This is a genomic window from Alkalispirillum mobile (assembly GCF_003664325.1).
GTDB lineage: Bacteria > Pseudomonadota > Gammaproteobacteria > Nitrococcales > Halorhodospiraceae > Alkalilimnicola > Alkalilimnicola mobilis.
In genome coordinates, this window is record NZ_RCDA01000002.1 from 162,735 (window position 1) to 188,954 (window position 26,220).

Sequence of the window (26,220 nt, forward strand, 5' to 3'; positions counted from 1 at the left end):
CTCAGGCCACCAGTTCCAGGACCGAGACCACCATGCCCAGCGTGACCAGGGCAATCACCGCCAGCCGCCAATGCCGCGCGCCGCTGGGCAGGCCCTTGCGGAGGCGGCGCCGCCCCCACAGCCAGCCGAGCCCCGCCAGTAGCACGGCGGCCGCCAGAAACGGCAGCGCTGCTCGGCCCGCCTCGCCCAGTGCGGCCTCTAGCGACGTGCCCGCGCCCAACCCCAGCCCCAGCCAAACCACTGCCCACAGGGGGGCGGAGAGCAGATTGCTGATGAAGAACAGGCGCCGGTCCATGTCCAGCATGCCCGCCACGGCGGGCAGGGTAGAGCGCATTGGCTTGGCGAAGCGGCAGACGATGAGGCTGAGCGCGCCATGGCGGGCGAGGAAGGCCTGGTTGCGCTCCAGCAGCCCCGGGTGGTGGCTGAAGGGCCAGAGCCGGGGCGTTCGGTCACGCAACCGGTAACCGAGCGCATAGTTCGCTGCCCCGCCCACCAGGGCGCCGGAGGCCGCCCCGGCGAAGGCGGGGAGCAGCAATAGGGGGTCGGATGCCGCCAACGCACCGACCACGAAGACGATGCTCGCCGCGGGGATCAGGTAGCCGATCACCAGCAACGACTCCAGCATCACGATGACGAACAGCCCGGCGGCCAGCCATAACGGGCTGTCCGCCAGGGCTTTGACCAGTGGCCCGAGGTCCATCGGTCAGCTACCCAGGTGGGCCAGCAGGCGGATGCGCCCCACGTAGGGGATATGTTCCGCGCGCTCCTGTAACTGTTGTTGCAGGGCGGGCAGCCGACCGGCCTGTGGGGCATCATCGAGGCCCGTGATGATCAGGTCTACGTCCAGGTGGCCATCGCGGTAGTGGAGGATCGCGCGGTTGTGGGGGTAGTCATCCAGCAGCTGCCCCCAAGCGCTGCGGAGCTCGGCCTCGGCCCGCCGGCGCAGCGGCAGCTTGGCGCTGCGCCGGGCCTCGGGGAGGCCTTCGTGGTCCACGTGTACCAGCACCTCGGCCACGTGATCCACCTCCCGGCACAGTCGGTAGAGGACGGCATCGCTGATGCGGTGGCCTTCCGAGACGCTGATGTCCTGGGCGACCCGGATATGCACGTCCACCAGGGTGTCGGAACCCATGCGGCGGGTACGTAGATCGTCGTGCCCCTCGACCCCGTCTACGCTGTCGATGATTCGGCCTATGTAGGCCAGCTCATCCGGGTCCAGCCCGGTATCCACCAACTCGCGGGCGGAGTGCCAGGCCAGCCGCCAGCCGACTGCCCCGATCATCAGCGCGACCACCAGCGCGGCCAGGGCGTCGAGCCACGGGACGCCAGCCATGGCCCCGGCGACACCGATAATCACGACGACCGAGGACAGGGCATCGGAACGGTGGTGCCAGGCGTTGGCGTGGATCAGGTCGGAGCGGACCACGCGGGCGACGCGTTTGGTGTAATGGTAGAGCCCCTCCTTGGCGAGTACCGAGAAGACGGCGGCCGCCAGTGCGATCCAGCCCGGGGTGAGCAGGTCCTCGGGGTTCATCATGCGGATGGCGGCATCGTAGGTGAAGCCGCCCGCCACCAGCAGCAACAGGGCGCCGACGCCGACGGTGGCGGCGGTCTCGATGCGGGCGTGGCCGTAGGGGTGATCCAGGTCGGCGCCGTAGCTGCCCACGCGGGCAGCCCAGAGTACCAGTGCGTCGCTGACCAGGTCGGAGAGGGAGTGGACGCCGTCCACGATCAGGGCCTGTGAGTGCCCGATAACACCGGCGATGATCTTGCCGATCGCCAGCAGCACATTGACCAGGGAGCCGACCAGCGTCACCCGGCGCTTGGCCTGGTAGTCGTCCCCGTTCAACAGCGATTCAGCGCTCATTGCCGTTGCGGCGCTCCCGGATGGCTATCGTCACGGCAGTGGGGGCATACCGCGAAGAACTCCATGCTGTGACTGATGTCGCTGTAGCCGCGGGCGCGCAGTTCTTCCTCCAGCCAATGGGGCGGGCAGACATCCATCGGCTCCTTGCCGTGGCAGACGCGGCAGACCACGTAGTGCCGGTGGTGGCCGGTCTGGTCATTCAGTTCGAAACGCGCGTTGCTGTCACCGAACTCGTGGCGCTGCACCAGGCCCACCCGTTCAAAGTCGGCCAGGCAGCGGTAGACCGTCACCAGGTCGCAGGCCTCCGCGCCCATCCGGCTGTGGATCTCCCGGCTGCTCAGGGGCTGCTCGGCCACGGCGAGGACTTGCAACACATGGCGTCGCGGGCGGGTATTACGCAACCCGCTGTGCCGCAGCCGCTCCTGTCGGCGCTGGCTGTCCGCGCTGTTCTGGCTGCCCTTGTCGCTGGTCATGCCGGTTCCCCGTCGCCTTGGGCGATCAGCCTTGCCCGCCTCCGGCCTCGGTCCGGGCGAAGGCCGCCTTCTCCGCGGGCGTGGCCTCGCGCTGATAGCGGGCCTTCCATTGGTCGTAGGGCATGCCGTAGACGATCTCGCGCGCCTGGTCGTAGTCCATGTCGAGCCCGCGCTCCTCGGCGGCAGCCAAGTACCACTTGGACAGGCAGTTGCGGCAGAACCCGGCCAGGTTCATGAGCTCGATGTTCTGCACATCGGTGCGCTCGCGCAGGTGCTCGACCAGGGCGCGGAAGGCAGCGGCCTCCAACTCGGTACGGGTTTTCTCGTCCATAGTCTTGTGTGCTGGCAACCTGAGTGTTGTTTGGGAAATACCATGCGTATCCGTACATCTTACCACTGAGCAGCGGACCGTGTGCCGGGCGGGAGGGGCTGGGCGGGTTCGGGGGCTAGGGGGGCGGTACGGCGGGTCCCGGTCGGGGGTGACCGGGACCCCGATGGTGGTCAGCGGGCGGCGCGCTTGCGCTCGTGCTCCTTCAGGAGTTTCTTGCGCAGGCGGATGTTCTCCGGGGTGACCTCCACCAGCTCGTCATCGTTGATGAACTCCAGCGCCTGCTCCAGGGTCAGGTCGATGGGCGGGGTGAGGATGAGGTTCTCATCGGAGCCGGCCGCCCGGACGTTGGTGAGCTGCTTGGCCTTCAGCGGGTTCACCACCAGGTCGTTGTCGCGGGCGTGGATGCCCACGATCATGCCCTCGTAGACCTCGACCCCGTGGCCAAGGAAGAGCTTGCCCCGGTCCTGCAGGTTGAACAGGGCGTAAGCCAGCGCCTTGCCCTGGGCCATGCTGACCATGACGCCGTTGTGGCGGCTGCCGAAGTCGCCCTGTTTTACCGGGCCGTAGTGGTCGAAGACGTGATACATCAACCCCGTGCCGGAGGTGGCGGTCATGAACTCGGTGCGGAAGCCGATCAGCCCACGGGCCGGGATGATGAAGTCCAGCCGGACGCGGCCCTTGCCGTCGGGCACCATGTCCTGCAGCTCGCCGCCGCGCTCGCCCAGCTTCTCCATGACGCCGCCCTGGTGCTGCTCCTCCACGTCCACGGTGAGCTGCTCCCAGGGCTCCTGCTTGACGCCGTCGATCTCGCGCACGATGACCTCGGGCCGGCTGACACCCAGCTCGTAGCCCTCGCGACGCATGTTTTCGATCAGCACGGACAGGTGCAGTTCGCCCCGACCGGAAACGCGGAAGCGGTCCGGGTCGTCGGTCGGGTCGACCCGCAGGGCCACGTTGTGGATCAGCTCGCGCTCCAGCCGCTCGCGGATCTGGCGGGAGGTGACGTACTTGCCCTCGCGGCCGGCAAAGGGCGAGGTGTTCACCTGGAAGGTCATGCTGACGGTGGGCTCGTCCACGGTCAGCGGGGGCAACGCTTCGGGTGCCGCCGGATCGGTGAGGGTGTCGGAGATGTTGAGCCCCTCGCAGCCGGTGAAGGCGATGATGTCACCGGCCCGCGCCTCTTCCACCTCGACCCGCTCCAGCCCGTGGAAGCCGAGTACCTGCAGGATGCGGCCGTTCCGCTCTTCGCCATTACGGCTAATGATACGAACCGGCGTGTTGGTCTTTACCTTGCCCCGGGTGATCCGGCCGATGCCGATCACGCCCACGTAGCTGTTGTAGTCCAGAGAACTCACCTGCATCTGGAAGGGGCCGTCGGCGTCCACGTCGGGGGCCGGGACGTACTCGGTGATGGTCTGGAACAGCGGGGTCATGTCACCGTCGCTGGCGGTGCTGTCCTCGCTGGCGTAGCCCTGCAGGGCAGAGGCGTAGACGATGGGGAAGTCGAGCTGGTCGTCGCTGGCGCCCAGCCGGTCGAACAGGTCGAAGGTCTGGTCCACCACCCAGTCGGGACGGGCGCCGGGGCGGTCGATCTTGTTGACCACCACGATGGGCTGCAAGCCGCGCTCCAGCGCCTTCTGGGTGACGAAGCGGGTCTGGGGCATGGGGCCGTCGACGGCGTCCACCAGCAGCAGCACTGAGTCCACCATGGAGAGCACGCGCTCCACCTCGCCACCGAAGTCGGCGTGGCCGGGGGTGTCCACGATGTTGATGCGCCAGTCGTTCCACTGGATGGCGGTGTTCTTGGAGAGGATGGTGATGCCCCGTTCCTTCTCCAGGTCGTTGGAATCCATGATCCGTTCAACCGCGTCGCCGCGGCCGTCCAGCGTGCCGGATTGTTGCAGGAGCTTGTCGACGAGGGTGGTCTTGCCGTGGTCAACGTGGGCGATGATGGCGATGTTGCGAAGGCGTTCGGTCATGGAGTCCGTGGGGTCGTTGCTGATTTGGGGGCGCTATCATCGGGTAGTTGGCGCCCGGTGTCGAGGGTTTATTGCCGGTCTTTGTTACTATGTGCGGTTTTCGGGCGCCGGGAGGGGCACCGCCCGCGCCCCGCACCCGTCGAACGGGGGCAACCGCCGCGCCGTATTCCAATCTTGCGAGGTCTCGTCATGGGCATGGGTCTGAAAACCCTGCAGAAGCGTCTCGGTCATCTGACCGGTACCGCCATCCGTGATTACCGGATGATTGAGGAGGGCGACCGGATCATGGTCTGCCTGTCCGGGGGCAAGGACTCCTATGCGCTGCTCGATACCCTGCTGCGGTTGCAAAAGCGGGCGCCGGTGCGCTTCGAACTGGTGGCGGTGAACCTGGACCAGAAGCAGCCGGGTTTCCCGGAGCACGTGTTACCCGAGTACCTGGAATCGGTGGGCGTGCCCTATCGCATTCTGGAGGCGGACACCTATTCGACCGTGGAGCGGGTGATCCCCGAGGGCAAGACCAAGTGCTCCCTCTGTTCCCGACTGCGTCGGGGGCTCCTCTACGGGGCGGCCGAGGAGATGGGCTGCAGCAAGATTGCCCTGGGCCACCACCGGGATGACATCCTTGAGACCTTCTTTCTGAACCTCTTTTACGGCGGCCGCCTGGCGGCCATGCCGCCGAAACTGCGCTCCAACAGCGGCAAGCACGTGGTGACCCGGCCCCTGGCCTACGTGCCGGAGCCCTACCTGGAGCGGTACGCCGAGCGCATGGCCTTCCCGATTATCCCCTGCACCCTGTGCGGTTCGCAGCCGGACCTGAAGCGTCAGATGATCAAGGCGATGCTCAAGGAGTGGGGCGAGATCGAGCCGCGGCGGCTGGCGAATATCTTCAGCGCCCTGCAGAACGTGCAGCCCTCGCACCTGGCGGACAAGAATCTGCACGATTTCGTGAACCTGGTGGGCAGCGTGCAGCCGGGTGAAGACCCCGTCTCGGCGCTGGAGACGCCCCACGGGGGCGGCGAGGGTTTCCCGGCGGTGGACGTGCCGGTGAACGAGGTCCGTACCGCCGACTCCGGCCCATAGCTCCCACGATCACCAGAGGGGCGGTGGGTTAGGGCTCGCGGGCGCCCAGCAGAAAATCGTCCACCTCGTTGACGGTGCTGGCGTCCATGGCCAGGCCCACCGCCGCCTGCAGTTCCAGGTAGCTGAGCAGGTAAGCGTAGCGGGCGGCGGTCAGGTTGCGCGCCACGGCGTAATGACGCTGCTTGGCCTGCAGCAGGTCGGCGGTGGTGCGCATGCCGGCCTCCAGGCCCTCCGCCACGGCCTCTTCGGTGCTGCGTGCGGAGCGCAGGGCCTGTTCCAGGGCCATGATGCGCTCGCGCCCGCTATTCAGGTTGCGGCTGGCCTCCTGCGCCTGCAGCCGGGCCCCGCGGCGGATCTCGGTCAACTCCTGCCGGGCGGCATCCCGCTCCGCCTCGCTCTGCCGCACCCGTGAGCGGGTGCGGCCACCGGTATAAAGTGGCATGGAGAGCTGCACGCGGACGCTGGCGCCTTCCACGTCCAGCCGGTCACCGACGCCCAACGGCCCCTCGTCCTGCCAGCTGCGGCTGTACCGGCCCACCAGGTCCACCTGGGGCTGATGGGCTGCGCGGCTGAACTGAATCTCCTGGCGGGCGATTTCCAGGTCGCGCTGGGCTACCTGCACCGTGAGGTTGTAGCGCTCGGCCAGCCCCGCCCAGTGGTCCGGCTGCGGCGGGTCCAGCGGTGAGGGGCGGAACTCGGGGTTGATTGGGGCCAGAGGGCCAGGCAGCGGGCCTGCCAGCTGCTGCAACTGCTCGCGGGCCAGGTCCCGGTCGTTGTGGGCACTGACCCGCTCGGCGCGGACCTGGTCGCGGCGGGAGCGTGCCTCGTCCACGTCGGTGCGGCTACCGATGCCCGCCTCCAGGTTGCTGCGCGCCCGCGCCAGCTGCGCCTCCACGGCCTCCAGTTCGGCTTCCACCAGGCGCACGGTCTCATTGGCCAATTGGAGTTGGAAGTAGGCCTCGGCTACCTGCAGGATCAGGTTCTGATGCGCCAGGTCCAGCCCCAGCTCCGCTGCGGAGACCTGGCTGCGGGCCTGCTCCAGGCGAGCGAAGTTCTCCCGCCGGTAGAGGGGCTGGACCACCTGCACCGCCCCCTGGCGGGTTTCGTAGCCGCTATCGAAGCGGTCGGAGATGCCGATCTCGTCGGTGATTCCGGAGGCGGGGCCGATACCCGGTATGTCGGTGTCATCCAGCCCGAGGTCCAGGCGGGTCCGCTCATCGGTGTAACCCCACTGGGCCTCGATACCCACCTGGGGCAGGAACGCCGAGCGCGCCTGGGGCAGGGCCTCGCGGCTCGCGCGCAGGCGGTCTTGCTCTGCGGCAAAGCGGGCGTTGTACTCCAGGGCATTCTGGTAGATGTCGACCAGGCTGGCGTCGTGCTCGGTGGCGTGGGCCACCGGCACGGTAGCCAGCAGGGCCGCGATCAGCAGGTTTCTCAATGGACGCTCTATCCCTTTCGCCGGGGCTGCTGTTTGGCCCATTGTAACCACAGCCGCCCGTTATTGCCCGGGCGGTGGCGCCAGGGAAGGCTGTCGCGGGGTCAGCGTCGGGGCTCGCCGGTCTTGTCGTGCTCGATCTCGGCGAAGGCAGAATGGTTGTGAATGGACTCGAAGTTCTCGGCGGTGACGTTGTAGGCCAAGACCCGGTCTTCGTCATTCAAGCGGATGGCCACGTCGCGCACCAGGTCCTCGACAAACTTGGGGTTCTCGTAGGCCCGCTCGGTGACGTACTTCTCGTCCGGGCGCTTGAGCAGCGCGTACAACTCGCAGGAGGCCTCTTCCTCGACCAGGTCGATCAGGTCCTCCACCCACAGCAGGTCGCGGGTGCGGGCGGTGACCGTGATGTGCGAGCGCTGGTTGTGGGCCCCGTAGCGGGATATATCCTTGGAGCAGGGACAGAGGCTGGTGACCGGGACCACCACGCGGATGCCCAGTTCCGGCTCGCCTTCGTGGATCTCGCCGATGAAGGTCACCTGGTAGTCCATCAGGCTCTGTACGCCGGTGACCGGCGCGGACTTGCGCACGAACAGCGGAAAGTCCATCTCGATGTGGCCGGACTCCGCCTCGAGCCGCTCGGCCACCTCGTGCAGCATTTCGCGGAAGGACTGCACCGTGATCTCGGTGTCGTGCCCCTCGAGGATCTGCACGAAGCGGGACATGTGCGTGCCCTTGAAGTGCTGAGGCAGGTTCACATACATGTTGAAGGTTGCAACCGTATGCTGCTCCTCGCCGTCCCTGACGCCCACCCGGACCGGGTGGCGGACATCTTTAATGCCCACCTTGTTGATCGGGATGCGGCGGCTGTCCTGACGGGCCTGCACATCCTCAATGGAGCAGGTGGCGAGCTTTTCTGCCTCGGGCATGATGTTACGTCCTCGGATTCTTGACTATCCGCGTCGGTTGATAGATGCGAACGATAGTATATCGCGATTTCAATGGTCGCGGCCAATGCAGTACTCGGCGATGCCGCGCAGTACATCGGCGCGCTGATCAAGTGCGGAGAGCGACTCCAGCGCATCCTCGATCAGCCGATCGGCGGTCTCGCGGGCCTCGGCCATGCCAATCAGCGCCGGGTAGGTGGCCTTGTCCTGGCGCTGGTCGGAGCCCTGGGATTTGCCCAGGGCCTCGGTGTTGCCCTCCACGTCCAGGATGTCGTCGCGGATCTGGAAGGCCAGGCCGACGCACTTGCCGTAGTGGTCCAGTTGCTGCAATAACTCCTCGTCCACCGGGCCCGCCGCCAGTGCGCCCAACTGCACGCTCGCGCGGATCAGCGCGCCGGTCTTGTGGATGTGCATGTCCTCCAGCTGGGCGATGTCCAGCTGCCGGCCGGTGGCGGCGAGGTCGATGGCCTGCCCGCCCACCATTCCGCGGGAGCCGGATGCCAGCGACAGGGCCTCGATCATCCGCAGCCGGGCCCGGCAGTTCTGGGTGCCGGTGCGGTCGTGGGCCAGTATGTGGAAGGCAAGGGTCTGCAGGGCATCACCGGCCAGGATGGCGGTGGCCTCGTCGAAGGCCTTGTGGCAGGTGGGCTGACCGCGGCGCAGGTCGTCGTCATCCATGGCCGGCAGGTCGTCGTGGATGAGCGAGTAGGCGTGGATGCACTCCACGGCACAGGCCGGCCCCTCCAACTGCGACAGCTCTGCACCCACCGCCTGCCCGGTGGCAAACACCATGATGGGGCGCATCCGCTTGCCGCCCGCCAGAGCTGAGTAGCGCATTGCCTGGTGCAGGCGGGCGGGGTGAGTCTCTGGTTCGGGCAGCCAGTAGTCGAGCGCCTGTTCCACCCGCGCGCGCCAAGTGGGGGCGACCCGCTCAAGCGCCGCGATGTTCGGGGTCTTCGAAGGCTTGCTCATGGGCGTCCGCCCCTTGGCCGATAAGGGTTTCCACTTTCTGCTCTGCGTCCTGCAAAGCCTTCTGGCAGGCGCGGGTCAACTCCACGCCGCGTTCAAACTGGCGCAGGGACTCCTCCAGCGAGAGCTCGCCGCGCTCCATGCGCTCGACCAGGCCTTCCAACTCCTTGAGCGCAGCCTCGAAATCGAAGGATTCGGTATCAGATGAACCAGAGGGGGTATCCATGGGGCTTCCTGCAGGGCTTGCGAAGCGGTGTAGCGCCGCGCCATCGCGGCCGTTGAGACGGCTAAAGCTAACCCGGCGGTCCCCGCGCGGTCAACGCGATGCTATTCGCGCCGGCCCGGTGGTGGCGTTACACTCCAGCACGCTTGTCGTTTAACAGGAGGCAACGCCCCGTCCATGAGCAACCGTTACGACGCCGCGGATATCGAGGTCCTGACCGGGCTGGAGCCGGTGCGCAAGCGCCCCGGCATGTACACCGATACCACCCGTCCCAACCACCTGGCCCAGGAGGTCATCGACAACAGTGTCGACGAGGTTATGGCCGGCCACGCCACCCGCGTGGACGTGACGCTGTTCCGGGACGGCAGCCTGCAGGTGCGGGACGACGGCCGGGGCATGCCGGTGGATGTGCACCCCGGGCAGGGGCGCCCCGGGGTGGAGGTGATTCTCGGCACCCTGCACGCGGGCGGCAAGTTCTCCGGCAAGAACTACCAGTATTCCGGTGGCCTCCACGGGGTCGGTGTCTCGGTGGTCAATGCGCTCTCCCGAAGGCTCGAGGTGCGGGTCCGTCGTGGCGGCGTCGAGTACATGATGAGCTTCGCCCACGGGGACAAGACCTCGGACCTGACCGAGGTGGGCAAGGTGGCCAAGAAGGACACCGGCACCACGCTGCGGTTCTGGCCGGACGCCAAGTACTTCGACTCGCCAAAGTTCTCGGTGCCGCGCATGCGCCATGTGCTGCGGGCCAAGGCGGTGCTCTGTCCGGGGCTAGTGGTGCGCTTCTACGATGAGGCCTCGGAAGAGGAGACCGTCTGGTGCTATGAGGACGGCCTCAAGGACTACCTGTGCGGTGCCCTCGAGGAGTGGCCGACCCTGCCCACCGACCCCTTCGTCGGCCGGATGACCTCCGAGCACGAGGCCGCCGAATGGGCAGTGACCTGGCTGCCGGAGGGCGGTGAGGCCGTCACCGAGAGTTACGTCAACCTTATTCCGACGGCGCAGGGGGGGACCCACGTCAACGGGTTGCGCTCCGGGCTCACGGAAGCGATCCGCGAGTTCTGCGAGTTCCGCAACCTACTGCCGCGTGGCGTGCGCATTACCCCCGAGGATGTCTGGGAGCGGGTCAGCTACGTGCTGTCCGTGAAGCTGGAGGACCCGCAGTTCTCCGGCCAGACCAAGGAGCGGCTCTCCTCCCGCGAGTGCGCCACCTTCGTCTCCGGCGTGGTCAAGGATGCCTTCAGTCTCTGGCTGAACCAGCACGTGGAGGACGCCGAGGCCATCGTTCAGCTGACCATCTCCGCCGCCCAGCGGCGGATGCGGGCCTCGCGCAAGGTGGCCCGCAAGCGCGTCACCCAGGGGCCGGCCCTGCCGGGCAAGCTGGCGGACTGCACCGCCCAGGACCCGGGCCGCACCGAGCTCTTCCTGGTGGAGGGGGATTCCGCCGGAGGCTCCGCCAAGCAGGCGCGGGACCGGGAGTTCCAGGCGGTCATGCCCCTCCGCGGCAAGATCCTCAACACCTGGGAGGTGGCGCCCGAGGAGGTGATGGCCTCACAGGAGGTGCACGACATCGCCGTGGCCCTGGGGGCAGACCCCGGCTCCGAGAACCTGTCTGGCCTGCGCTACGGCAAGATCTGCATCCTGGCCGATGCCGACCCCGACGGCGCCCACATCGCCACCCTGCTGTGCGCGCTGTTCCTCAAGCACTTCCCCGCCGTGGTCCGGGCCGGCCACGTGTTCGTGGCCATGCCACCGCTCTACCGCGTCGACGTGGGCAAGCAAACCCTCTACGCCCTGGATGAGCACGAAAGGCAGGGCATCCTGGACCGTATCGCTGCCGAGAAGCTGAAGGGCAAGGTGGCCGTCACCCGCTTCAAGGGCCTGGGTGAGATGAACCCGCTGCAGCTGCGCGAAACCACCATGGCCCCCGATACCCGCCGGCTGGTGCAATTGATGGTGGACGACGACGAGGCCACCGAAGCGCTGATGGCGCAGCTGCTTGGCAAGCGGAACGCCTCGCAGCGGCGGCGGTGGCTGGAGGAGAAGGGGAATATGGCGGAGCCGATGGTTTGAATGAGCAGGTTCCCCATCCTGCTCTGCCTAACCACGGTCATTATGAGCTGTTGAATTTGAATGGCTGAACGCCATTTTAAGTTGCAATGTCCGGGATGAGTAACATCCGGGCGATGAAATGGCAGTAATTGTGGATATTGGGACAATCCCGCATTCTTTCCAGTGAGTGTGTCCACAGGTCGGGGTTGGGGTGCTGAGTTCAGGTCCGGGACATCAGGGTGGGTAGGTAAAGGCACGAATGGGCGCACCTGCTACCTTTAAAAGCATAAGGGGAAGAAAGCGGTCGTGAACATTCCGGCCAAGGAGTGTGAATTGGACACCCCACACCCTGCCCAACAGGAGCTGCCCTTACCCTTCCCGGAACTTTCCGGTGACCAGCCCCTGTTGCCGGCGCGCATGCTGAACGAGTTTGTCTATTGTCCTCGCCTCGCGTACCTGGAATGGGTGCAGGGCGAATGGGCGGAGTCCGCCGACACCGTTCAGGGTCGGCATGTGCACCGCCGGGTGGACCAGCGTAAAGGCAAGCCCCTGCCCGAGGCCGATGCTCTGGACAAGGAAGAAAAACTGCATGCCCGCTCGGTGACCTTATCCTCCAACTCCCTCGGGCTGATCGCCAAAATGGATCTGGTGGAGGCGGAAGGGGGAACGGTTGTTCCGGTGGACTACAAACGGGGTCGGCGGCCCCATGTGGCAAAGGGAGCCTACGATCCAGAGCGGGTGCAGGTCTGCGCCCAAGGCATGTTGCTGACAGAACACGGTTACACCTGCGACCAGGGGATGCTCTACTTCGCGGGCTCCCGCGAGCGGGTCAACGTGGTGTTCGATGAGGAACTGGTGTCTTTGACCCGGTCATCCCTCAGCGGGTTGCGGCTACTGGCCGATTCCGGGCGTATTCCCCCTCCGCTGGAGGACAGCCCGAAGTGCAGCCGTTGTTCCCTGGTCACCCTCTGCCTGCCTGATGAAGTCAATTTCTTGAAACGGGGGCTGGGGCAGTTGCGCCCCATTGCGGTGGCCAGAGAAGAAGCCCTGCCGCTCTATGTACAAGCGAACAAGGCAAAGGTTTCAAAGCGGGGCGAGACCCTCGAAGTGAAAGTGGATGACCAGCCTGCTGCGGTCGCGCGGTTGGTGGAGACCTCGCAGGTGGTTCTGATGGGCAACGTCTACCTCACCACGCCCACCTTGCACGAACTGCTGCGACGGGAGATCCCCGTGACCTGGCATTCCTATGGTGGCTGGTTTCTGGGCCATACCGTGGGCACGGGCCACAAGAATGTAGAATTGCGAACGGCCCAGTATCAGGGCAGCTTCGATGAACAGGTCTGTTTACGCGTGGCCCGTGGATTGGTACGCGCCAAGATACTCAATGCTCGCACCCTGATGCGTCGCAACTGGAGGGTAGACGAAGAAGACCCCAAACCGGTTCTGAAGGATATGCGCCGTTTGGCGGATCAGGCTACACGTGTGTCCGGGTTGGATAGCCTCCTTGGCGTCGAGGGTGCCGCTGCCTCGGCCTACTTCGGCCATTTCAACCGGCTGATAAGGCGAAAGGATGAGGGGGATACGTTCCGATTCGAGTTCAGTGGCCGGAACCGCCGCCCGCCCACCGATCCGGTCAATGCGTTGTTGTCGTATGCCTACAGCCTTTTGACCAGGACCTGGAGCGTAACCCTGACGGCGGTGGGCTTCGACCCCTATCGGGGTTTTTACCACCAACCCCGATACGGCCGACCAGCCTTGGCTCTGGACATGATGGAGCCCTTTCGGCCCCTAATTGCCGATTCAGCGGTGTTGACCGCAATCAATAATGGAGAAGTCCGACCCACTGATTTCTTGAAGGCAGGCAGTGCCATAAACCTGACCCCGGATGGCCGGAAGCGGTTCATCGCCGTCTATGAACGTAGGCTCTCGCAGGAGATCACCCATCCCTTGTTCGGCTACCGGATTAGCTATCGGCGGCTATTGGAGTTACAGGCGCGCTTGCTGGGCCGCTTTCTCTTGGGCGAGATACCCGATTACCCGAACTTCATGACCCGATGATGGGAGGGCCGCGCGATGAGTGAACACCTTTACATTGTGGCGTACGACATTTCCTGCCCCAAGCGGTGGCGTCGGGTTTTCAAGCTCATGAAGGGGTATGGGGAGTGGCTACAGTTATCGGTCTTTCAGTGCCGGTTATCTCGGCAGCGTCATGCAGAGCTGGTGGCCCTCCTTGACGGCATTATTCACCACGAGCATGATCACGTGGTGACCATGGAAGTCGGCTTGGCGGACAAGATCAGCCCCAAGGTTACGAGTCTGGGCAAGGATTACGAGCCCGTAGCCCGCGAACCGGTTATTGTCTGAGCGCTGTCCATGGATCTGAAGTTGCCTGTTGTCGCCAAGGCTGTGCTGCCCGGGACGAGCGAGCGGTTCGGTTATGGACGTCACGCCGGGGAGCGCTCGAATTGGCGTAGATCATTAAAAATATGGGAGTTTTTCCTGTCCGGTCGAGGGTTGGCCGGCATTGGCCCTAACGCCTTCGCAGTAAACGAGCGAACCCCTCGCACTGAGGCTCCAAGAGCGTTGCCACACAGCCAGCGCGAGGGGCGCTGATTCCACGGCTGAAATGCCGTGGCCTCATTGAAGCTGCCGCTCCTTCCAGGCGCCGATCTGCTCCCGTTGCAGATTCCACGGCTGAAATGCCGTGGCCTCATTGAAGCGGTGGTGATCGCCTTGCCCTTGTCCACGTCGCCGCCTGGATTCCACGGCTGAAATGCCGTGGCCTCATTGAAGCAAGACCATGGTCATGGTCTTCTCGCGCCTGTCGGAACTGCGATTCCACGGCTGAAATGCCGTGGCCTCATTGAAGCCTCCGGGCGGACGGTCCAGGGTGTTTGTATCATGGTGGATTCCACGGCTGAAATGCCGTGGCCTCATTGAAGCACGGCCTACGCGGCGTTGACGCACATCATCGCCCGCTGGATTCCACGGCTGAAATGCCGTGGCCTCATTGAAGCACGGCCAAGTCGTACAGCTTAGTCGCCATAATCAAAACGATTCCACGGCTGAAATGCCGTGGCCTCATTGAAGCGCCAGAGGGGGGTGGCGATACCCTACCGGGCGATTATGATTCCACGGCTGAAATGCCGTGGCCTCATTGAAGCCATGGGCATTCGGGTCCTGGAGGGAGTACCGGGACTAGATTCCACGGCTGAAATGCCGTGGCCTCATTGAAGCTGCTGCATGTTCTCCAGCACTCTGCGCTCTCCTTCAGTGATTCCACGGCTGAAATGCCGTGGCCTCATTGAAGCATCTGCTCAATCAGTTCTCGCACTTGGTCGCGACTGAACGATTCCACGGCTGAAATGCCGTGGCCTCATTGAAGCGATATATAGGGGGGGGACAAGCGGGCACGGTGCCAGGGATTCCACGGCTGAAATGCCGTGGCCTCATTGAAGCGTTGGCGGCGAGCTTGGCGTCGGCCACCGCCTGGTCGATTCCACGGCTGAAATGCCGTGGCCTCATTGAAGCCTCCCACGCAACCGTGCGGTAAGAAACAACGTATGCCTGATTCCACGGCTGAAATGCCGTGGCCTCATTGAAGCGTTACGCTCTCTTCCTTTTGGCTCTTGTTCTCGGGTTGATTCCACGGCTGAAATGCCGTGGCCTCATTGAAGCATGGCTGGGTGGAGTGGAGTGGTAACCCGTCCCGGTGGATTCCACGGCTGAAATGCCGTGGCCTCATTGAAGCGTTTTGTCGCCTGTATCGAGACATTTCAACTAAACAGCGATTCCACGGCTGAAATGCCGTGGCCTCATTGAAGCGCTCCCCCTGCTCATCGAGCGGGACCGACTCACCGGGATTCCACGGCTGAAATGCCGTGGCCTCATTGAAGCACTACACCTACGTGGCAGTTCCTCGGCCAGCCCCGGGCAGATTCCACGGCTGAAATGCCGTGGCCTCATTGAAGCGATGACGCCCTCTGCCACTACCCAATTGGGGTTATCGATTCCACGGCTGAAATGCCGTGGCCTCATTGAAGCCCTGGAGGCGCACCCGCTGGGCATCTACCGCCACGGGCGATTCCACGGCTGAAATGCCGTGGCCTCATTGAAGCTTCGCGGGCGTTTCACCCACCGCCTCCTCCTCGGCTTGATTCCACGGCTGAAATGCCGTGGCCTCATTGAAGCGTCGCGGCCGGGCCATATATTTACGGCAAGCGTAGCGATTCCACGGCTGAAATGCCGTGGCCTCATTGAAGCGGGCCCCTCGAACGCGACAATGCTGTTCACGTCCACGGTGATTCCACGGCTGAAATGCCGTGGCCTCATTGAAGCGCCACAGTCTCCAACGTCCCCATGTCCATCCCCTCGGATTCCACGGCTGAAATGCCGTGGCCTCATTGAAGCAGTGTTGGAGGCGACAAAGTAGTGATTATCGCCGGCCGGATTCCACGGCTGAAATGCCGTGGCCTCATTGAAGCGAGACGCCGGATCGGTGGGACTTGGTGCCGATCCGCTTGTACTGATTCCACGGCTGAAATGCCGTGGCCTCATTGAAGCCTAAATTCTTTAAACGGAATGTCGTACTCTAATGAGGATTCCACGGCTGAAATGCCGTGGCCTCATTGAAGCCACTGAGTCTGACCTGGTCATCATCGACCCCGACGCCCAGATTCCACGGCTGAAATGCCGTGGCCTCATTGAAGCATAAATCACGTTGTCCGATACGCCTAGCGATTCGCGATTCCACGGCTGAAATGCCGTGGCCTCATTGAAGCCTTCACCCGGGCGCGGTCTACTTCGATCCGATGGACGATTCCACGGCTGAAATGCCGTGGCCTCATTGAAGCCGCAGACGCGCCTCGTTGAGTCGCACCCGTGCCATTAGAGATTCCACGGCTGAAATGCCGTGGCCTCATTGAAGCGAGCTGCTGGACGATCCGGTGGATCAGCGCTTCCAGGATTCCACGGCTGAAATGCCGTGGCCTCATTGAAGCCCCACTCTGCCTGACTACGAACAGGCCGTGCTGAACGGTTCCACGGCCGAAATGCCTTGGCTCGGTGAAGGTTCGGGGATGGGGTTCATCGTAAGCCGTCGCACCGGCCCGATGGCCCGACGCCGGTTACGGGGTGCGGCCCACCGACATCTTCGCAACTTTAAAATAGTATATATCAGGGCTGTGAGGTGATGGGTGAGGCAGTATCACCATCCCGAGTGCCAGTTGCAGCTGGGCGTGCACGTGTGTGCTGTTACGTCTGATCTTCGGTGGCCCGGAATATCCCTAGCCCGTAATGACAGCCAAATCCCAATGCCAATGGTCCTTCCACCGTGCTCGGAAAAGTGATCTGCAGGAAATGCCCACGGGTATCGGGCTGGGGCAGTCGCTTGCGGGTGGACCGGAAGCGGTGAAAGTGCACAGGGCGATACTTCATTCCGCCGACGTTCACACGGGGCACCACGGATACGTCCTCCGGTTCAGGCAGGCCTCGCTCGCGGCATTCACGGGCGAGCTGTTCCGCAATGCCGAAGCGCTTCTTGGCGTGCCATGGATGAAGGTAAGGGGTTACCGAGTGCCAAACATGCCCTCTGCCCAGGTATATAGAATCGGAAACACCGGCCACCGTCCCAGCACCCTCGAACAGCACCTGCCAGTCGCCACCATCCCGGTCCCAAAGCCGAGTAATACGGTCCAGAGCCCGGATGGCCTCTGCAGAAAGACCGGCAGGGGCATGGACCAGGATATGGTCGATGTGGCCGTCCCCGTCAGCGTCCTCTGGCAGGTAGAAGGCGTGGCCATGGCGGTTGTTCGCGGGAAGGTTGTGGCCGGAGAGAACGGGGGGAATGTGGCCAGCGTTAACTTGTTCCGCTTTCTTGATGGCAGCCAGACGGCTGATCTCGCTGATTCGGATGGCGTCGACCAGACGAGGGAGTGGTTTGCCGGCCAGCGCCAGACGGGCGGTGGTGGCTGCTGTCCGGCGTTGGCGCTGGCGCCGCGCAGCGGGGGTCGGCGCGAAGGTGGCGTAAGGTCGCTGGTAGGTAACGTATTGTGCACCAGGGGGCAGGCTCCAGCCTGCCTGCTGGAGGTCGCCGGTGTCCACCCGCAACGCGCCGGCCAGCGTTTCCGGCAGGGAGTCCAGGATCCGTTGCTGCGGCTTCTTAAGTCGCTGGGCGTTGAGGCCATGGGCGGTGACCACCTCAGACCGCCAGGGGCCGTACTCGGCAGGCGAAATCGGCGCGAGCAAGCGTACCGGTTCCAACGCCTCGCCAGTCTCGGGGTCCACTGCCAGCGCCGAAGGTCGGCAGTTGGGTGTTTCATTCGGGGCGTCGAGCAGCCGTGCCTCCACCCAGCTCTCCGCACGGCCCAAAAAGCCGAGGTCGCCAAGCAGCCCGTCAAGCAGGCTGCGCTGCTCGTCGGTGAGTGACACCGACCAATCCACAATCAGCTCGGCCTCCGGACTGAGACGGGCGAAGGCGTCGAAGATCAGTGAGGTGTCCTCTCGGCCACCCTTAAGGCGACCCTGAGGCATATAGTGGCGGCTATGGGCGCGAATGGCGGGCGGCAACCGGTAGGTGGGTAGCTTATGGGACAGCGCCTCGATGAGAGCGTCTAGTTGCTCCACTGGATAGCGCTCTTCCCAACCCTTGCGGTGGAAGGTCGCTAACAGGGCACGCAGGATGCGCCAAGGTGACGGCGGCCACTCCACCTCGGCCTCGTTGACGTGGCGCCCCCAAGGGGTAGCGTGATAACGCCCAGCCGGGAAGCGAAAGGCAATGGCAACCATGGTTACTTCCTGTAGGTCACTTCGGTGATCCGCGGCTCGTTAAACAGGCCTACACCAGCTGCGGCCTCGATGAGCCCCGGCAGTTCACCCTTCAGATCGGTCAGTGGTGGCACCTCAAATCCTTCCGGCCGGGTTACCCGCAGTTCCTGGCACTCCAAGTCGCAGGCGGTACGCAGCCGAAGGCCAGTTTCGAGGAAGCGTCGGATTTTGAACAGTGCCAGCGTTATCAGCAGGCGTTCAGCCGCTTCGCCCAAGCGGAAGGCACGGATCTGCGCCAGATCCAGGTTGAAGTAGGCGGTGATGCTCGGGGCGACGTACTCGTCGCGGGCGTAAGGGACGTTGCCGAAGCCCTTGGAGGTGTCACCGCTGGGGGCCACCGTATCGACTTTTACGCCCCCGCTGGGGGCAACCTTTACATCCTCTGCCTCAATGAAGGCTGACAGGGCGCGGGGCAGGCGCAGGCGGCCGCCGGCGAGTTCTTTCTTGGCGAGGAAAACCCCGTGCAGGGCGGCGTTGGTATCTACCCGCACCAGGGTTTCGGCGAGCTTTCGGATATCCACCCGTCCTTGCTCCATTCCGGCCAGTTCGTCCTTGAGCATGTTCAGGACGGTAGTGTCTTTGCCCTCCAGGATGTACGGCGAGTTCAGACGATGTGCTTCGAGCACGGAGGTTGTGAGGGTCTCCCCGTTGCTGTTCTGCACCCGCACATAGGGCAGCCCTTGCAGTGGCCCAACCCAGTCCTCACTGGCATCGTCCCAGCAGACTGCCTCCAGCCGGTTGGCCATGCTCTGGGCGGATTCCACCAGTAGCATACGGCCGTTGCCATCGGGCGCAGGGTATTCGGCGGCGCCAAGATCAGGGAAGCCGGTGGGCTGGAAGCGACTGCCTTGGATCGGTTTCAGGTCCGCCTCTATAAGTAGGCGGGGTGCGTTGGTGAGGGCATTGAGCTTCACGGCCATGGTGTAACTCCTGTCAGGCGTTCTCGGTGATTTGAGGGTGTGTAGTCTCAGCTCTGTTGGAGGACAACAGGGCTCTGAGTGCGGTGTCGGAAATGGGCACGATGAGCGCCGCCAAAAGGCGGCGGCCGTCGGTTGTTCCCGGCGCGACACGCTGGAAGCCGGTGCCGATGCTGGCGGCACGACGTCGACGCCGGCCCAGTTCCAAGGCGCCGGCGACATCATCCGCTTCCAAGCGCCGGAGTAGGTCGGCCTTCAGCGGCAAGGTCCGTTCCGGTGGCAATACTCCGGCTCGGTGGAGCTGTTCGTTGGTGCAGAAGAGCGGCTTGAGTAACCGGTAGGCGGCAGGGAGCGGGGCATCCCGTGGCGCCGAGTGGCCCCACGCGGGATTCGCACCAGCATTAGCCCCGGCAGCAACTTGGAGAGCCGTTGTTCATCCAGGTCGCTGGCGAGCCAAGCGGCCACGTCGGCCAAGGGGGCGGTGCGCGAGGGGAATAGGGGTTTATCCGGAAGCTCCCGTTGGCTGGTCTGGAGTAACCGGCGGTGAAGGGTGGCGGCGAGGTTGTCGGCTAGCGGGGCACCGGCGGCCCAGGTGACCGTGTGAGTGTCGTCTGCAGCCCAGGTCGGATAGCGTCCAGGTCGTTCGGGCGCCAGGTGTGCGCGCATGGGTATTCGGTAGTCGCCGTACCTGTTGCGGCCGTGCAGCCCGGCCAGAGCTGCGGCCACGGCTACCTCGGGGCTGTCGTCATCGGCCCGACGGAACCAATCGGCGGAAAGCGATGGCACCGGCGGACACCCTCCCTTGGACACATCCCGCGCACTGGGGCTGCGTGCCAGGTAGAGTTGGATTTCTCCCAGGATTTCCAGTAGGCGACGAACCACGGGCCCGTGGTCGCCTCGGCGGGTGGCCAGTTCGAAGATGGCGTCTTCCAGTCGCCGAGCCAGAGAAACGACCCGGTTGGCGCCGTCCCGCCGGCCGTGACGACGGAAGCGATCCAGCCAGCCATGGACATCGAGCTCGTCGATCAGGTCTGCGGCGGGATTGCGTTCTACTGTGACGCGGTTCAGGGGTGTGGCGAAGTATGCTTTACCGGAGCGCATCAGGAAGGCGTAGCGCTGGAAGCTTGAAAGGCCGCGCTCCACGCCCAGGTGTGAGACCGCTCGAACGAACTCCAGTCCATCCCTTACGGGGCGGCGATTCAAGGTGACCCGGCCTTCGGCCAGGACACCGTGCAACTCGCGAAGGCCCACCGGAGCCTCCCAGAGAGGTGCCCAGAATTCGGCGCGGGCGTTTCCCTCATCCTCAAGTGCAGCGCCACCACTGCCCGCGCCGGTTACGCGAACGGTGAAGGGGTAGCTCAGGGTGCCCGCTCCTGCGGTTTCCAGCCGCTTTGTCGCCGTGGCGGCAAAGAGCAGCGCGCCTTCCAGCATCAGAATGAAATCCCAGGGGTTGACCAACGGCTTGTCGATCTCAAAGCCGCTGGTCTGGTTCGGCCCACCAGCCTCTCCAGGGGAGAACTGTCCAAGCTTGGCAGTTGGGATGCCTGGTTGACGGGTGGCGAAAAGTGCTTCGTCCAACCACTCGGTTGCCCCTGGGCGGGGTGCACCGGTTTCAGGGTTCACCACGGTAACCAGCCGCTGCATGAAATTATTGGTAAAGTCCAGCCTGCCGTCGTTGCCGCCAGTGCCCAGAAGGGGCGGGTACCGCGGATGGTCTTCGGTCAGCAGCACAGCGGAGTCCAGCCATCCCACAGCGTTATCGGTGAGCTCGGCCCTTAATTCTCTTAAAAGAGCGGCTTTATCCTCGCCGGCTGGTCGTTCCTCGTGTTCTCCTCTGCCTAGGATTCCGCGAATGGTGTTGATGGTGTCACAAACCGGTTGCAGGCGACGTGCCTTCGCTTGGGCAAGAGGATCAATGCCGGCCTTGTTGTCCTTGGGGTAAAAGCCGCTTCCGCCGTTCCAGGGTGCTAGGACCGGGGTTGGCTCATAGGCTTCCAGAAAAAAGTGCCGCAGGCCCTCCTCATCCAGGCTGCTCTCCAGCAGGAACTGTTCGTTCTGCCAGCAGCCACGTGCATCCGGATCGGCCTGTTCGGCCACCAGCCGCAGGATGCCCAAAGCCTTGAGGTAGCCGGCCAGGGGAATGGGGGTGCAGCCGGATAGGTGCAACGGTGTACTCATTGGTAGCCCCCTTGCTGTTCCTCTCGCGAGGCCCGCCAGTCTGCGATGCGTACCAGGGCTTCCTCCCATGCGAGTCGGAAGGGCCCGTGATGATCGAGAAGGCGCCGAGTGCGTTCGGCCCATGAGGGCCCTTGTACGCCGGTGCCCAGCCGCATGAGGTCGAGGCGCAGTTGAACCGGCTCCATACGGATGCCATCGAACTCTAGGGCAGGCAGTCGGTCACCGGCCCAGACGCCCCGGGCGTAGAGGGTGCTTGGGTCCGGCGGCTCTTTTTCGCCCGGAAGTGCCCGCAGTCCAAGCCGGACGCGGCCGTGATGGGCTGCGATCAGATAGGCAATACGGTCCCTTAGCGCTGGCTCCAATTCCGGCCCTCCCGCTTCCAGCCAGGCCAGGGCGGAAGCCAGTTCGTGGCGAAAGCCGGGTCGCTCTTCACGGCTACCGTCAGCCTGCACAAGGTGATAGTCGGGGCGACCGCCATGATCGGATTTTGCCCAAGGGCCGTCGGGTGAGTCCGGGATGAACCCAATGCCGCGCTGAAAGGCTTCGTGCGCCTTGCCAACGTCGTGCCAGCGTGCGGCGGGGACGAGGGCCTCGCGTTGTGCCTGAGGGAGATCAAGTGCCTCAGCGAGCGCCGTCATGGCAGCGGCGACGTCTGAGAGGTGTTTTCGCAAGGTGACCCGGCGGCCGATAGCGGTCATGCGTTCGCTACCGAAGCCTTCCTCGGCCTCGCTGCGCTGCCTTGGTGCGAGTGCCACCGGCCCAACAGCACCGGGCAGGAAACCTTGCTCCAGGTCGTAGCCGCCGTCGGCAGCATCCAGCATGAGAGTCTGCCCAGGCCGGGTCTCTTCGGCGGTGCGGATCCGGACCCATGCCCCTTCACGGTGGTTGCCTCCCAGTGGGTCGAAGCGCCAGGCCAGTGGTTTGTCCCGCCCCGAGGCCTTGCGGCGTGTGGCGGGCAGGTTTTTGGTCAAGTGCGCTCGCACTTGCGTGATCGAGGCGGGGCACAGTTCCCCGCGTTCGGGAGCGGGCTCGTCTGCTGCATCCGTGCCCTCCAGATCGCGCCAGAAGACCTGGACCTGGGGGGTGCCGGCATCTCGAATGTAAGGGGAGACATCGACGTCAAAGCCGGATAAGTCAGGGTCGGTGTTGAACAACTCCAGCAGGTCGCGGCGGCGCAGTACTTGGCTGAGAGGGCGCGGTTCGGTGACCGGTGGCAGATCCCCTGGGCTGGCGGAAGGGGTGGCTTCCAGTTGCACGCGCGCGGCCGCTAGCGCTTCCGCACTGTAGGGAAGGGCCAAGCTGCCAACCTCTTCGGCCATATCGATCCACCGGATCTGTGCGTTTTCGAACAGCCCGGCCCGGTTGCAACGGCCGAAACGCTGTACCAGCGAGGCCCAGGGGGCCAACTCGGTAAACAGGACTCGGCTGTCCAGGTCGACCCCGGCCTCCACGGCCTGGGTGGCCACGACGATGCGGCCCTCAGTACCAGGCGTTTCTTGGATGCGATGCTCCAGCGCGGAGCGTTCCGCGGGGCGGAAGCGGGCGTGCAGGAGAAGCCGTTCTGCGTCTGACCCTGCCAGCGCATCGTACAGCGCTTGGGCGCGCTCCACCCGGTTGACGATGACCAGTGTCTGCTCCCCGGGGTGGTGTGCGCTGAGGATTTCGGCGGCCAGGCTCTGGATGTACTCCTTATGCCCCTTTTGCGTTCCGTCCGTTAGTCGGGTGGTGGCCGCTTGCAGCGTCTTGGGGGCGTATGCACGGGCGTGAACCCCGGATGACTGCCGATCCTTCTCGTCGAGTTCCAGCCGCTTCAGCCCGGTCTTGCAGTGCGGCCGGAAATCCACAGTCTCTAGCCACTCATTCCGCAGTGTTGCGGAGACCCATACACTGTGTGACGGTGCGGCAGTGCCGATATCGCGGCGGAAGGCTTCAAGCTGGGTGGTCGTAGGTAGTGCCGGGCCCATGAGCTGCACCTCGTCGAAGACCCAGAGGGCATCGTTGTGCAGCAGGGCATAATGCACGGGCCACTGGTAGCGGCTCATGCCGTACCCCCGCATCAGTGCCCGGGAGAGCAACATGTCCTGAGTGCCAATCAGGATCGCCTCTTGTTCTGGATGTGCGGCCCAGGCCCCTCGTGCAAGGTCCGGTTCACCGCCCATTACGGTGTGAACCGCAATCTTCCCCGTCTCACCGGATTCTCCCAATAGGCCGAGTCGATGCAGCCAGGTGCGAACGTTAGTGACGGTCTGCTCAACCAGCACCCGCATGGGCAGGCACCAGATCAGACGCCTGGGTGCATCCGGGTTTGGCGCCACGCGGACGCCATCGGCACGAATACCCCGCTGATAAAGCCATGCCAGGGTGAGGCCCGCAGTTTTTCCCAAACCGGTGGGAATGTGCACAACCTCCGGCCATGGCTCCGTGGCCAGGCGGGTTTGGTAGGGGTAAGGGTATTTGAGCGCGGTGGCTTGGTGGAACAGTGAAGTGAAGTCCTGCATTATCAAATTCCGTGGGGTTCACTAAGTCGTGTGCAGGAAATTAATGCAGCACAACCCATCCTTGGATGTCGGTTTCGGGCTATCAGCTACACCAATTTTGGTAATTTAATATGTGAAACGCTAGTCCCTTTTCTGCCATCTTTCAATATCCGAAGAATTGACTAGCCTGATCGGACGCGAAGTGGCGTTTAGAGGAGCATGCCAGATGACAGGATTCAGTATCGGGCTCGATGAGCAACTCGGCACTTACCTGCAGAACGTCGGGGTGCGAGAGGACGACGTACTGATCCGCCTGCGCGAGGCCACAGCGGAGCTGCCTAACGCCCAGATGCAGAGCGCGCCGGAGCAGGGGGCGCTGATGCAGTTGCTGCTGCGGCTGATGGGCGCGCGCCGGGTGATCGAGGTGGGCACCTTCACGGGCTATGGCGCCCTGTGGATGGCGCGGGGCCTGCCGGCGGACGGGCGGCTGGTCTGCTGCGAAATGGAGCAGCGCTACATCGATTTCGCCCGACCCTATTGGCAGGAGGCCGGTGTCGAGGGGCGTATCGAGGTCCGCCTGGGGCCAGCGCTGGAGGCCCTGGACGAGCTGCTGGCGGCGGACCAGGCCGGGGCCTGGGACATGGCCTTCATCGACGCCGACAAGGCCGGCTATGTGGACTATTACGAGCGCTGTCTGCAACTGGTCCGGCCCAATGGGCTGATCCTGGTCGACAACACCCTCTGGTATGGCCGGGTGGCCGACCCTGAGGTCAAGGATGAGAGCACGGAGGCCATCCGGCATTTCAATCAGTACGTGGCCGATGACGACCGGGTGGATCTGGTGCTGGCGCCCGTTGCGGACGGCCTGACCTTCTGTCGCAAGCGGGCCGCCTGAGAGGGCAGCGTGTCCAGCCGGGCAGGCAAGGGCGTGCTGAGGCGCAGCGGCGGGCTCTGGCTGACCCTGCTCTGTGCCGCACTGGTGGTGGCCGCGTGGCTCTGGGTGCCGCCCTTTCCCCAACCGGAGGCCTACCACGACTTCGCCGACCGCCGGCAGGTGCTGGGCATTCCCCATTTTGGCGACGTGGTCTCAAACGGGGTGTTCCTGCTTGTGGGGCTGTACGGCCTGGCCCAGACGCGCCGGCTTCAGGCCCGCCACGCTTTCCGGCCCGCCACCGACGCCTGGCCCTATTACGCGCTGTTTCTGGCCACGCTGGGTGTCGCCTTCGGTTCCACCTATTACCACCTGGACCCGGACCATTGGCGGCTCTACTGGGACCGGTTGCCGATCAGCCTGGCCTTCATGGCGATCTTCTCGGCGGTGCTGGGGGAGCGTCTGCCGGCGCGGGCCACCCCCTGGCTGTTACCGTTGCTGCTGCTGACCGGTGCGGCTGGTGCGACCCACTGGTTGATCACGGAGTTGGCGGGGCAGGGTGATTTGCGCCTTTACCTGCTGGTGCAGGCGGTACCCATTCTGGTGGCGGTCGTCTGGATCGGGATGCGGGGCGGGCGCTACACCCGCGGTGGCGATGTGATCGCCGCCGCGGGTTGGTACCTGCTGGCCCTTTTACTGGAGAACATGGACGCACCGGTGTTCGAAGCCACCGGCGGTTGGGTAAGCGGCCATACCCTCAAACACCTGCTGGTGGGTGTAGCGCTGTACTGGCTGGTTCGGATGCTGCGCCTGCGCCGCCGGCGTGGCGCGATCGCCTGAGCGCTTACCAGCCGCCACCCTCGGCGACGAACGGAGCGCTGCTGATCCGACTCACGTACCGCTCACCCGCTGCGCCGCCACCGCCGTTCATCACCCGGGTGATCCCGACGTTGTAGGCGCGTAGCGCGCAGTCCCAATCGCTTTCGCACAGGTGGTAGTAGTTGGACAGCACCCGGGCGCCGGCGCGGATGTTCTCGCCGGGATCGTTCAGGTTGTACCCCAACTCGCTCCAGTACTCCGGGCGAAGTTGCGCCGGGCCCACGGCGCCCACCGACGAGCGGACGTCTACCCGGAAGGACGATTCCACGGCGATCACAGCCGCGAGCAACTCCGCCGGTACTTCGTAGGTGTCCGCAGCGCCCTCGATCCAGCCGGCGAATTGCCGGGCGCGCTCCATGCCCATGGGGTAGTGCTCGGCGATCAGGTCGTAAAGCGGCTTGGTCTCTGCCGGCGGTGTTTCCTGGCTCTCGGTGCCGGACAGGGTCTCGTGGCGACCGGCGGCCCAGAGCCGGGCCAGGTTTTCCATGGGGGGCTGCAGCCAGGGGTAGGTCTCCCAAAGGTGGCCGGAGGCGCTCAGCAGCCCCGTCTCGTCCGCCACCGCCAGGCCCGGATGAGCGGAGCGCCCGTCTTGTTCAAAGGCGAGAATACCCATCAGCGTGATGGCAGCCGCCAGCAGGCCGCTGACCAGAAGATCTGACAGGCTCAGCGCGTGTGGATTGTATGAATGCATACGGACCTCCCGGCACATTCTTGGTGCGCTGC

21 protein-coding genes and 1 CRISPR repeat array are annotated in these 26,220 nt (G+C 64.5%); of the genes, 6 read left to right on the forward strand and 15 right to left on the reverse strand.

Annotated features, from left to right (window positions below; all coding sequences use genetic code 11):
- Position 1: 1 nt before the first annotated feature.
- The 5 genes from DFR31_RS09000 to typA all read right to left on the reverse strand — a co-directional run bounded on the left by DFR31_RS09000 (position 2) and on the right by typA (position 4,650).
- The gene (locus DFR31_RS09000) at positions 2-700 is read right to left on the reverse strand and encodes a DedA family protein (protein ID WP_121442351.1); all 699 of its coding nucleotides are present in this window, start codon (positions 698-700) and stop codon (positions 2-4) included.
- 3 nt (positions 701-703) lie between these two features.
- Positions 704-1,867, reverse strand: a complete 1,164-nt coding sequence (locus DFR31_RS09005) for a cation diffusion facilitator family transporter (protein ID WP_121442352.1) — start codon at positions 1,865-1,867, stop codon at positions 704-706.
- The gene (locus tag DFR31_RS09010) at positions 1,864-2,340 is read right to left on the reverse strand and encodes a Fur family transcriptional regulator (protein WP_121442353.1); all 477 of its coding nucleotides are present in this window, start codon (positions 2,338-2,340) and stop codon (positions 1,864-1,866) included. Before DFR31_RS09010 ends, DFR31_RS09005 begins: the two co-directional genes overlap by 4 nt.
- A gap of 25 nt (positions 2,341-2,365) precedes the next feature.
- A complete protein-coding gene (locus DFR31_RS09015) occupies positions 2,366-2,671 on the reverse strand; it encodes a DUF1244 domain-containing protein (RefSeq protein ID WP_121442354.1) in 306 nt (101 codons plus the stop codon).
- Between the two features lie 170 nt (positions 2,672-2,841).
- Entirely contained in the window at positions 2,842-4,650 is a 1,809-nt protein-coding gene (typA, locus tag DFR31_RS09020) for a translational GTPase TypA (RefSeq protein WP_121442355.1), read from the reverse strand.
- A gap of 189 nt (positions 4,651-4,839) precedes the next feature.
- Here typA and ttcA point away from each other — a divergent pair, with 189 nt between their 5' ends.
- A complete protein-coding gene (ttcA, locus tag DFR31_RS09025) occupies positions 4,840-5,730 on the forward strand; it encodes a tRNA 2-thiocytidine(32) synthetase TtcA (protein WP_121442356.1) in 891 nt (296 codons plus the stop codon).
- Between the two features lie 28 nt (positions 5,731-5,758).
- Here ttcA and DFR31_RS09030 read toward each other — a convergent pair whose 3' ends face one another.
- The 4 genes from DFR31_RS09030 to DFR31_RS09045 form a co-directional block, all read right to left on the reverse strand.
- Positions 5,759-7,168 (reverse strand): TolC family outer membrane protein, encoded by a 1,410-nt coding sequence (locus DFR31_RS09030; protein WP_170153648.1) that lies wholly within the window; start codon positions 7,166-7,168, stop codon positions 5,759-5,761.
- 101 nt (positions 7,169-7,269) lie between these two features.
- Positions 7,270-8,091, reverse strand: coding sequence for a GTP cyclohydrolase FolE2 (folE2, locus tag DFR31_RS09035; RefSeq protein ID WP_121442358.1), 822 nt, complete (start codon positions 8,089-8,091; stop codon positions 7,270-7,272).
- 69 nt (positions 8,092-8,160) lie between these two features.
- Positions 8,161-9,081 (reverse strand): (2E,6E)-farnesyl diphosphate synthase, encoded by a 921-nt coding sequence (ispA, locus tag DFR31_RS09040; RefSeq protein WP_121442359.1) that lies wholly within the window; start codon positions 9,079-9,081, stop codon positions 8,161-8,163.
- The gene (locus DFR31_RS09045; RefSeq protein WP_121442360.1) at positions 9,041-9,304 is read right to left on the reverse strand and encodes an exodeoxyribonuclease VII small subunit; all 264 of its coding nucleotides are present in this window, start codon (positions 9,302-9,304) and stop codon (positions 9,041-9,043) included. The genes ispA and DFR31_RS09045 overlap by 41 nt, the downstream gene beginning before the upstream one ends.
- A 174-nt stretch (positions 9,305-9,478) precedes the next feature.
- On the opposite strand from DFR31_RS09045, the gene parE reads away from it, so the two are divergent.
- The 3 genes from parE (at position 9,479) to cas2 (ending at position 13,714) form a co-directional block, all read left to right on the forward strand.
- Entirely contained in the window at positions 9,479-11,371 is a 1,893-nt protein-coding gene (gene parE / locus DFR31_RS09050) for a DNA topoisomerase IV subunit B (RefSeq protein WP_121442361.1), read from the forward strand.
- Positions 11,372-11,656: 285 nt separating this feature from the next.
- On the forward strand, positions 11,657-13,408 hold the full coding sequence (gene cas4g/cas1g / locus DFR31_RS09055) for a CRISPR-associated endonuclease Cas4g/Cas1g (protein WP_245971139.1): 1,752 nt from the start codon (positions 11,657-11,659) through the stop codon (positions 13,406-13,408).
- A gap of 15 nt (positions 13,409-13,423) precedes the next feature.
- Complete coding sequence (gene cas2, locus DFR31_RS09060) at positions 13,424-13,714, forward strand: CRISPR-associated endonuclease Cas2 (RefSeq protein ID WP_121442362.1); 291 nt, start codon at positions 13,424-13,426, stop codon at positions 13,712-13,714.
- Positions 13,715-13,961: 247 nt separating this feature from the next.
- Positions 13,962-16,350: a CRISPR direct-repeat array (repeat unit 36 nt; unit sequence GATTCCACGGCTGAAATGCCGTGGCCTCATTGAAGC).
- A gap of 253 nt (positions 16,351-16,603) precedes the next feature.
- Here cas2 and csb2 read toward each other — a convergent pair.
- From csb2 to cas3g, 5 genes are read right to left on the reverse strand one after another with little or no spacing between them, the layout of a single operon-like run.
- On the reverse strand, positions 16,604-18,136 hold the full coding sequence (csb2, locus tag DFR31_RS09065; RefSeq protein ID WP_121442363.1) for a type I-G CRISPR-associated protein Csb2: 1,533 nt from the start codon (positions 18,134-18,136) through the stop codon (positions 16,604-16,606).
- A 2-nt stretch (positions 18,137-18,138) separates the two neighbouring features.
- The gene (gene cas7g, locus DFR31_RS09070; protein ID WP_121442364.1) at positions 18,139-19,095 is read right to left on the reverse strand and encodes a type I-G CRISPR-associated RAMP protein Csb1/Cas7g; all 957 of its coding nucleotides are present in this window, start codon (positions 19,093-19,095) and stop codon (positions 18,139-18,141) included.
- 13 nt (positions 19,096-19,108) lie between these two features.
- A complete protein-coding gene (locus tag DFR31_RS09075) occupies positions 19,109-19,357 on the reverse strand; it encodes a hypothetical protein (protein ID WP_121442365.1) in 249 nt (82 codons plus the stop codon).
- Entirely contained in the window at positions 19,348-21,270 is a 1,923-nt protein-coding gene (cas8g1, locus tag DFR31_RS09080; protein ID WP_170153649.1) for a type I-G CRISPR-associated protein Cas8g1/Csx17, read from the reverse strand. Before cas8g1 ends, DFR31_RS09075 begins: the two co-directional genes overlap by 10 nt.
- Positions 21,267-23,768, reverse strand: a complete 2,502-nt coding sequence (cas3g, locus tag DFR31_RS09085; RefSeq protein WP_121442367.1) for a type I-G CRISPR-associated helicase/endonuclease Cas3g — start codon at positions 23,766-23,768, stop codon at positions 21,267-21,269. Before cas3g ends, cas8g1 begins: the two co-directional genes overlap by 4 nt.
- Before the next feature lie 205 nt (positions 23,769-23,973).
- Between cas3g and DFR31_RS09090 the strand changes: the two genes are divergently transcribed.
- Positions 23,974-24,642: an O-methyltransferase gene (locus DFR31_RS09090; protein WP_121442368.1), complete on the forward strand. Its 669-nt coding sequence runs from the start codon at positions 23,974-23,976 to the stop codon at positions 24,640-24,642.
- Between the two features lie 9 nt (positions 24,643-24,651).
- A complete protein-coding gene (locus DFR31_RS09095; RefSeq protein WP_245971140.1) occupies positions 24,652-25,458 on the forward strand; it encodes an alkaline phytoceramidase in 807 nt (268 codons plus the stop codon).
- Positions 25,459-25,462: 4 nt separating this feature from the next.
- On the opposite strand, the gene DFR31_RS09100 is transcribed toward DFR31_RS09095, so the two are convergent.
- Positions 25,463-26,188, reverse strand: coding sequence for a lytic transglycosylase domain-containing protein (locus DFR31_RS09100; protein ID WP_170153650.1), 726 nt, complete (start codon positions 26,186-26,188; stop codon positions 25,463-25,465).
- Between the last annotated feature and the right edge of the window lie 32 nt (positions 26,189-26,220).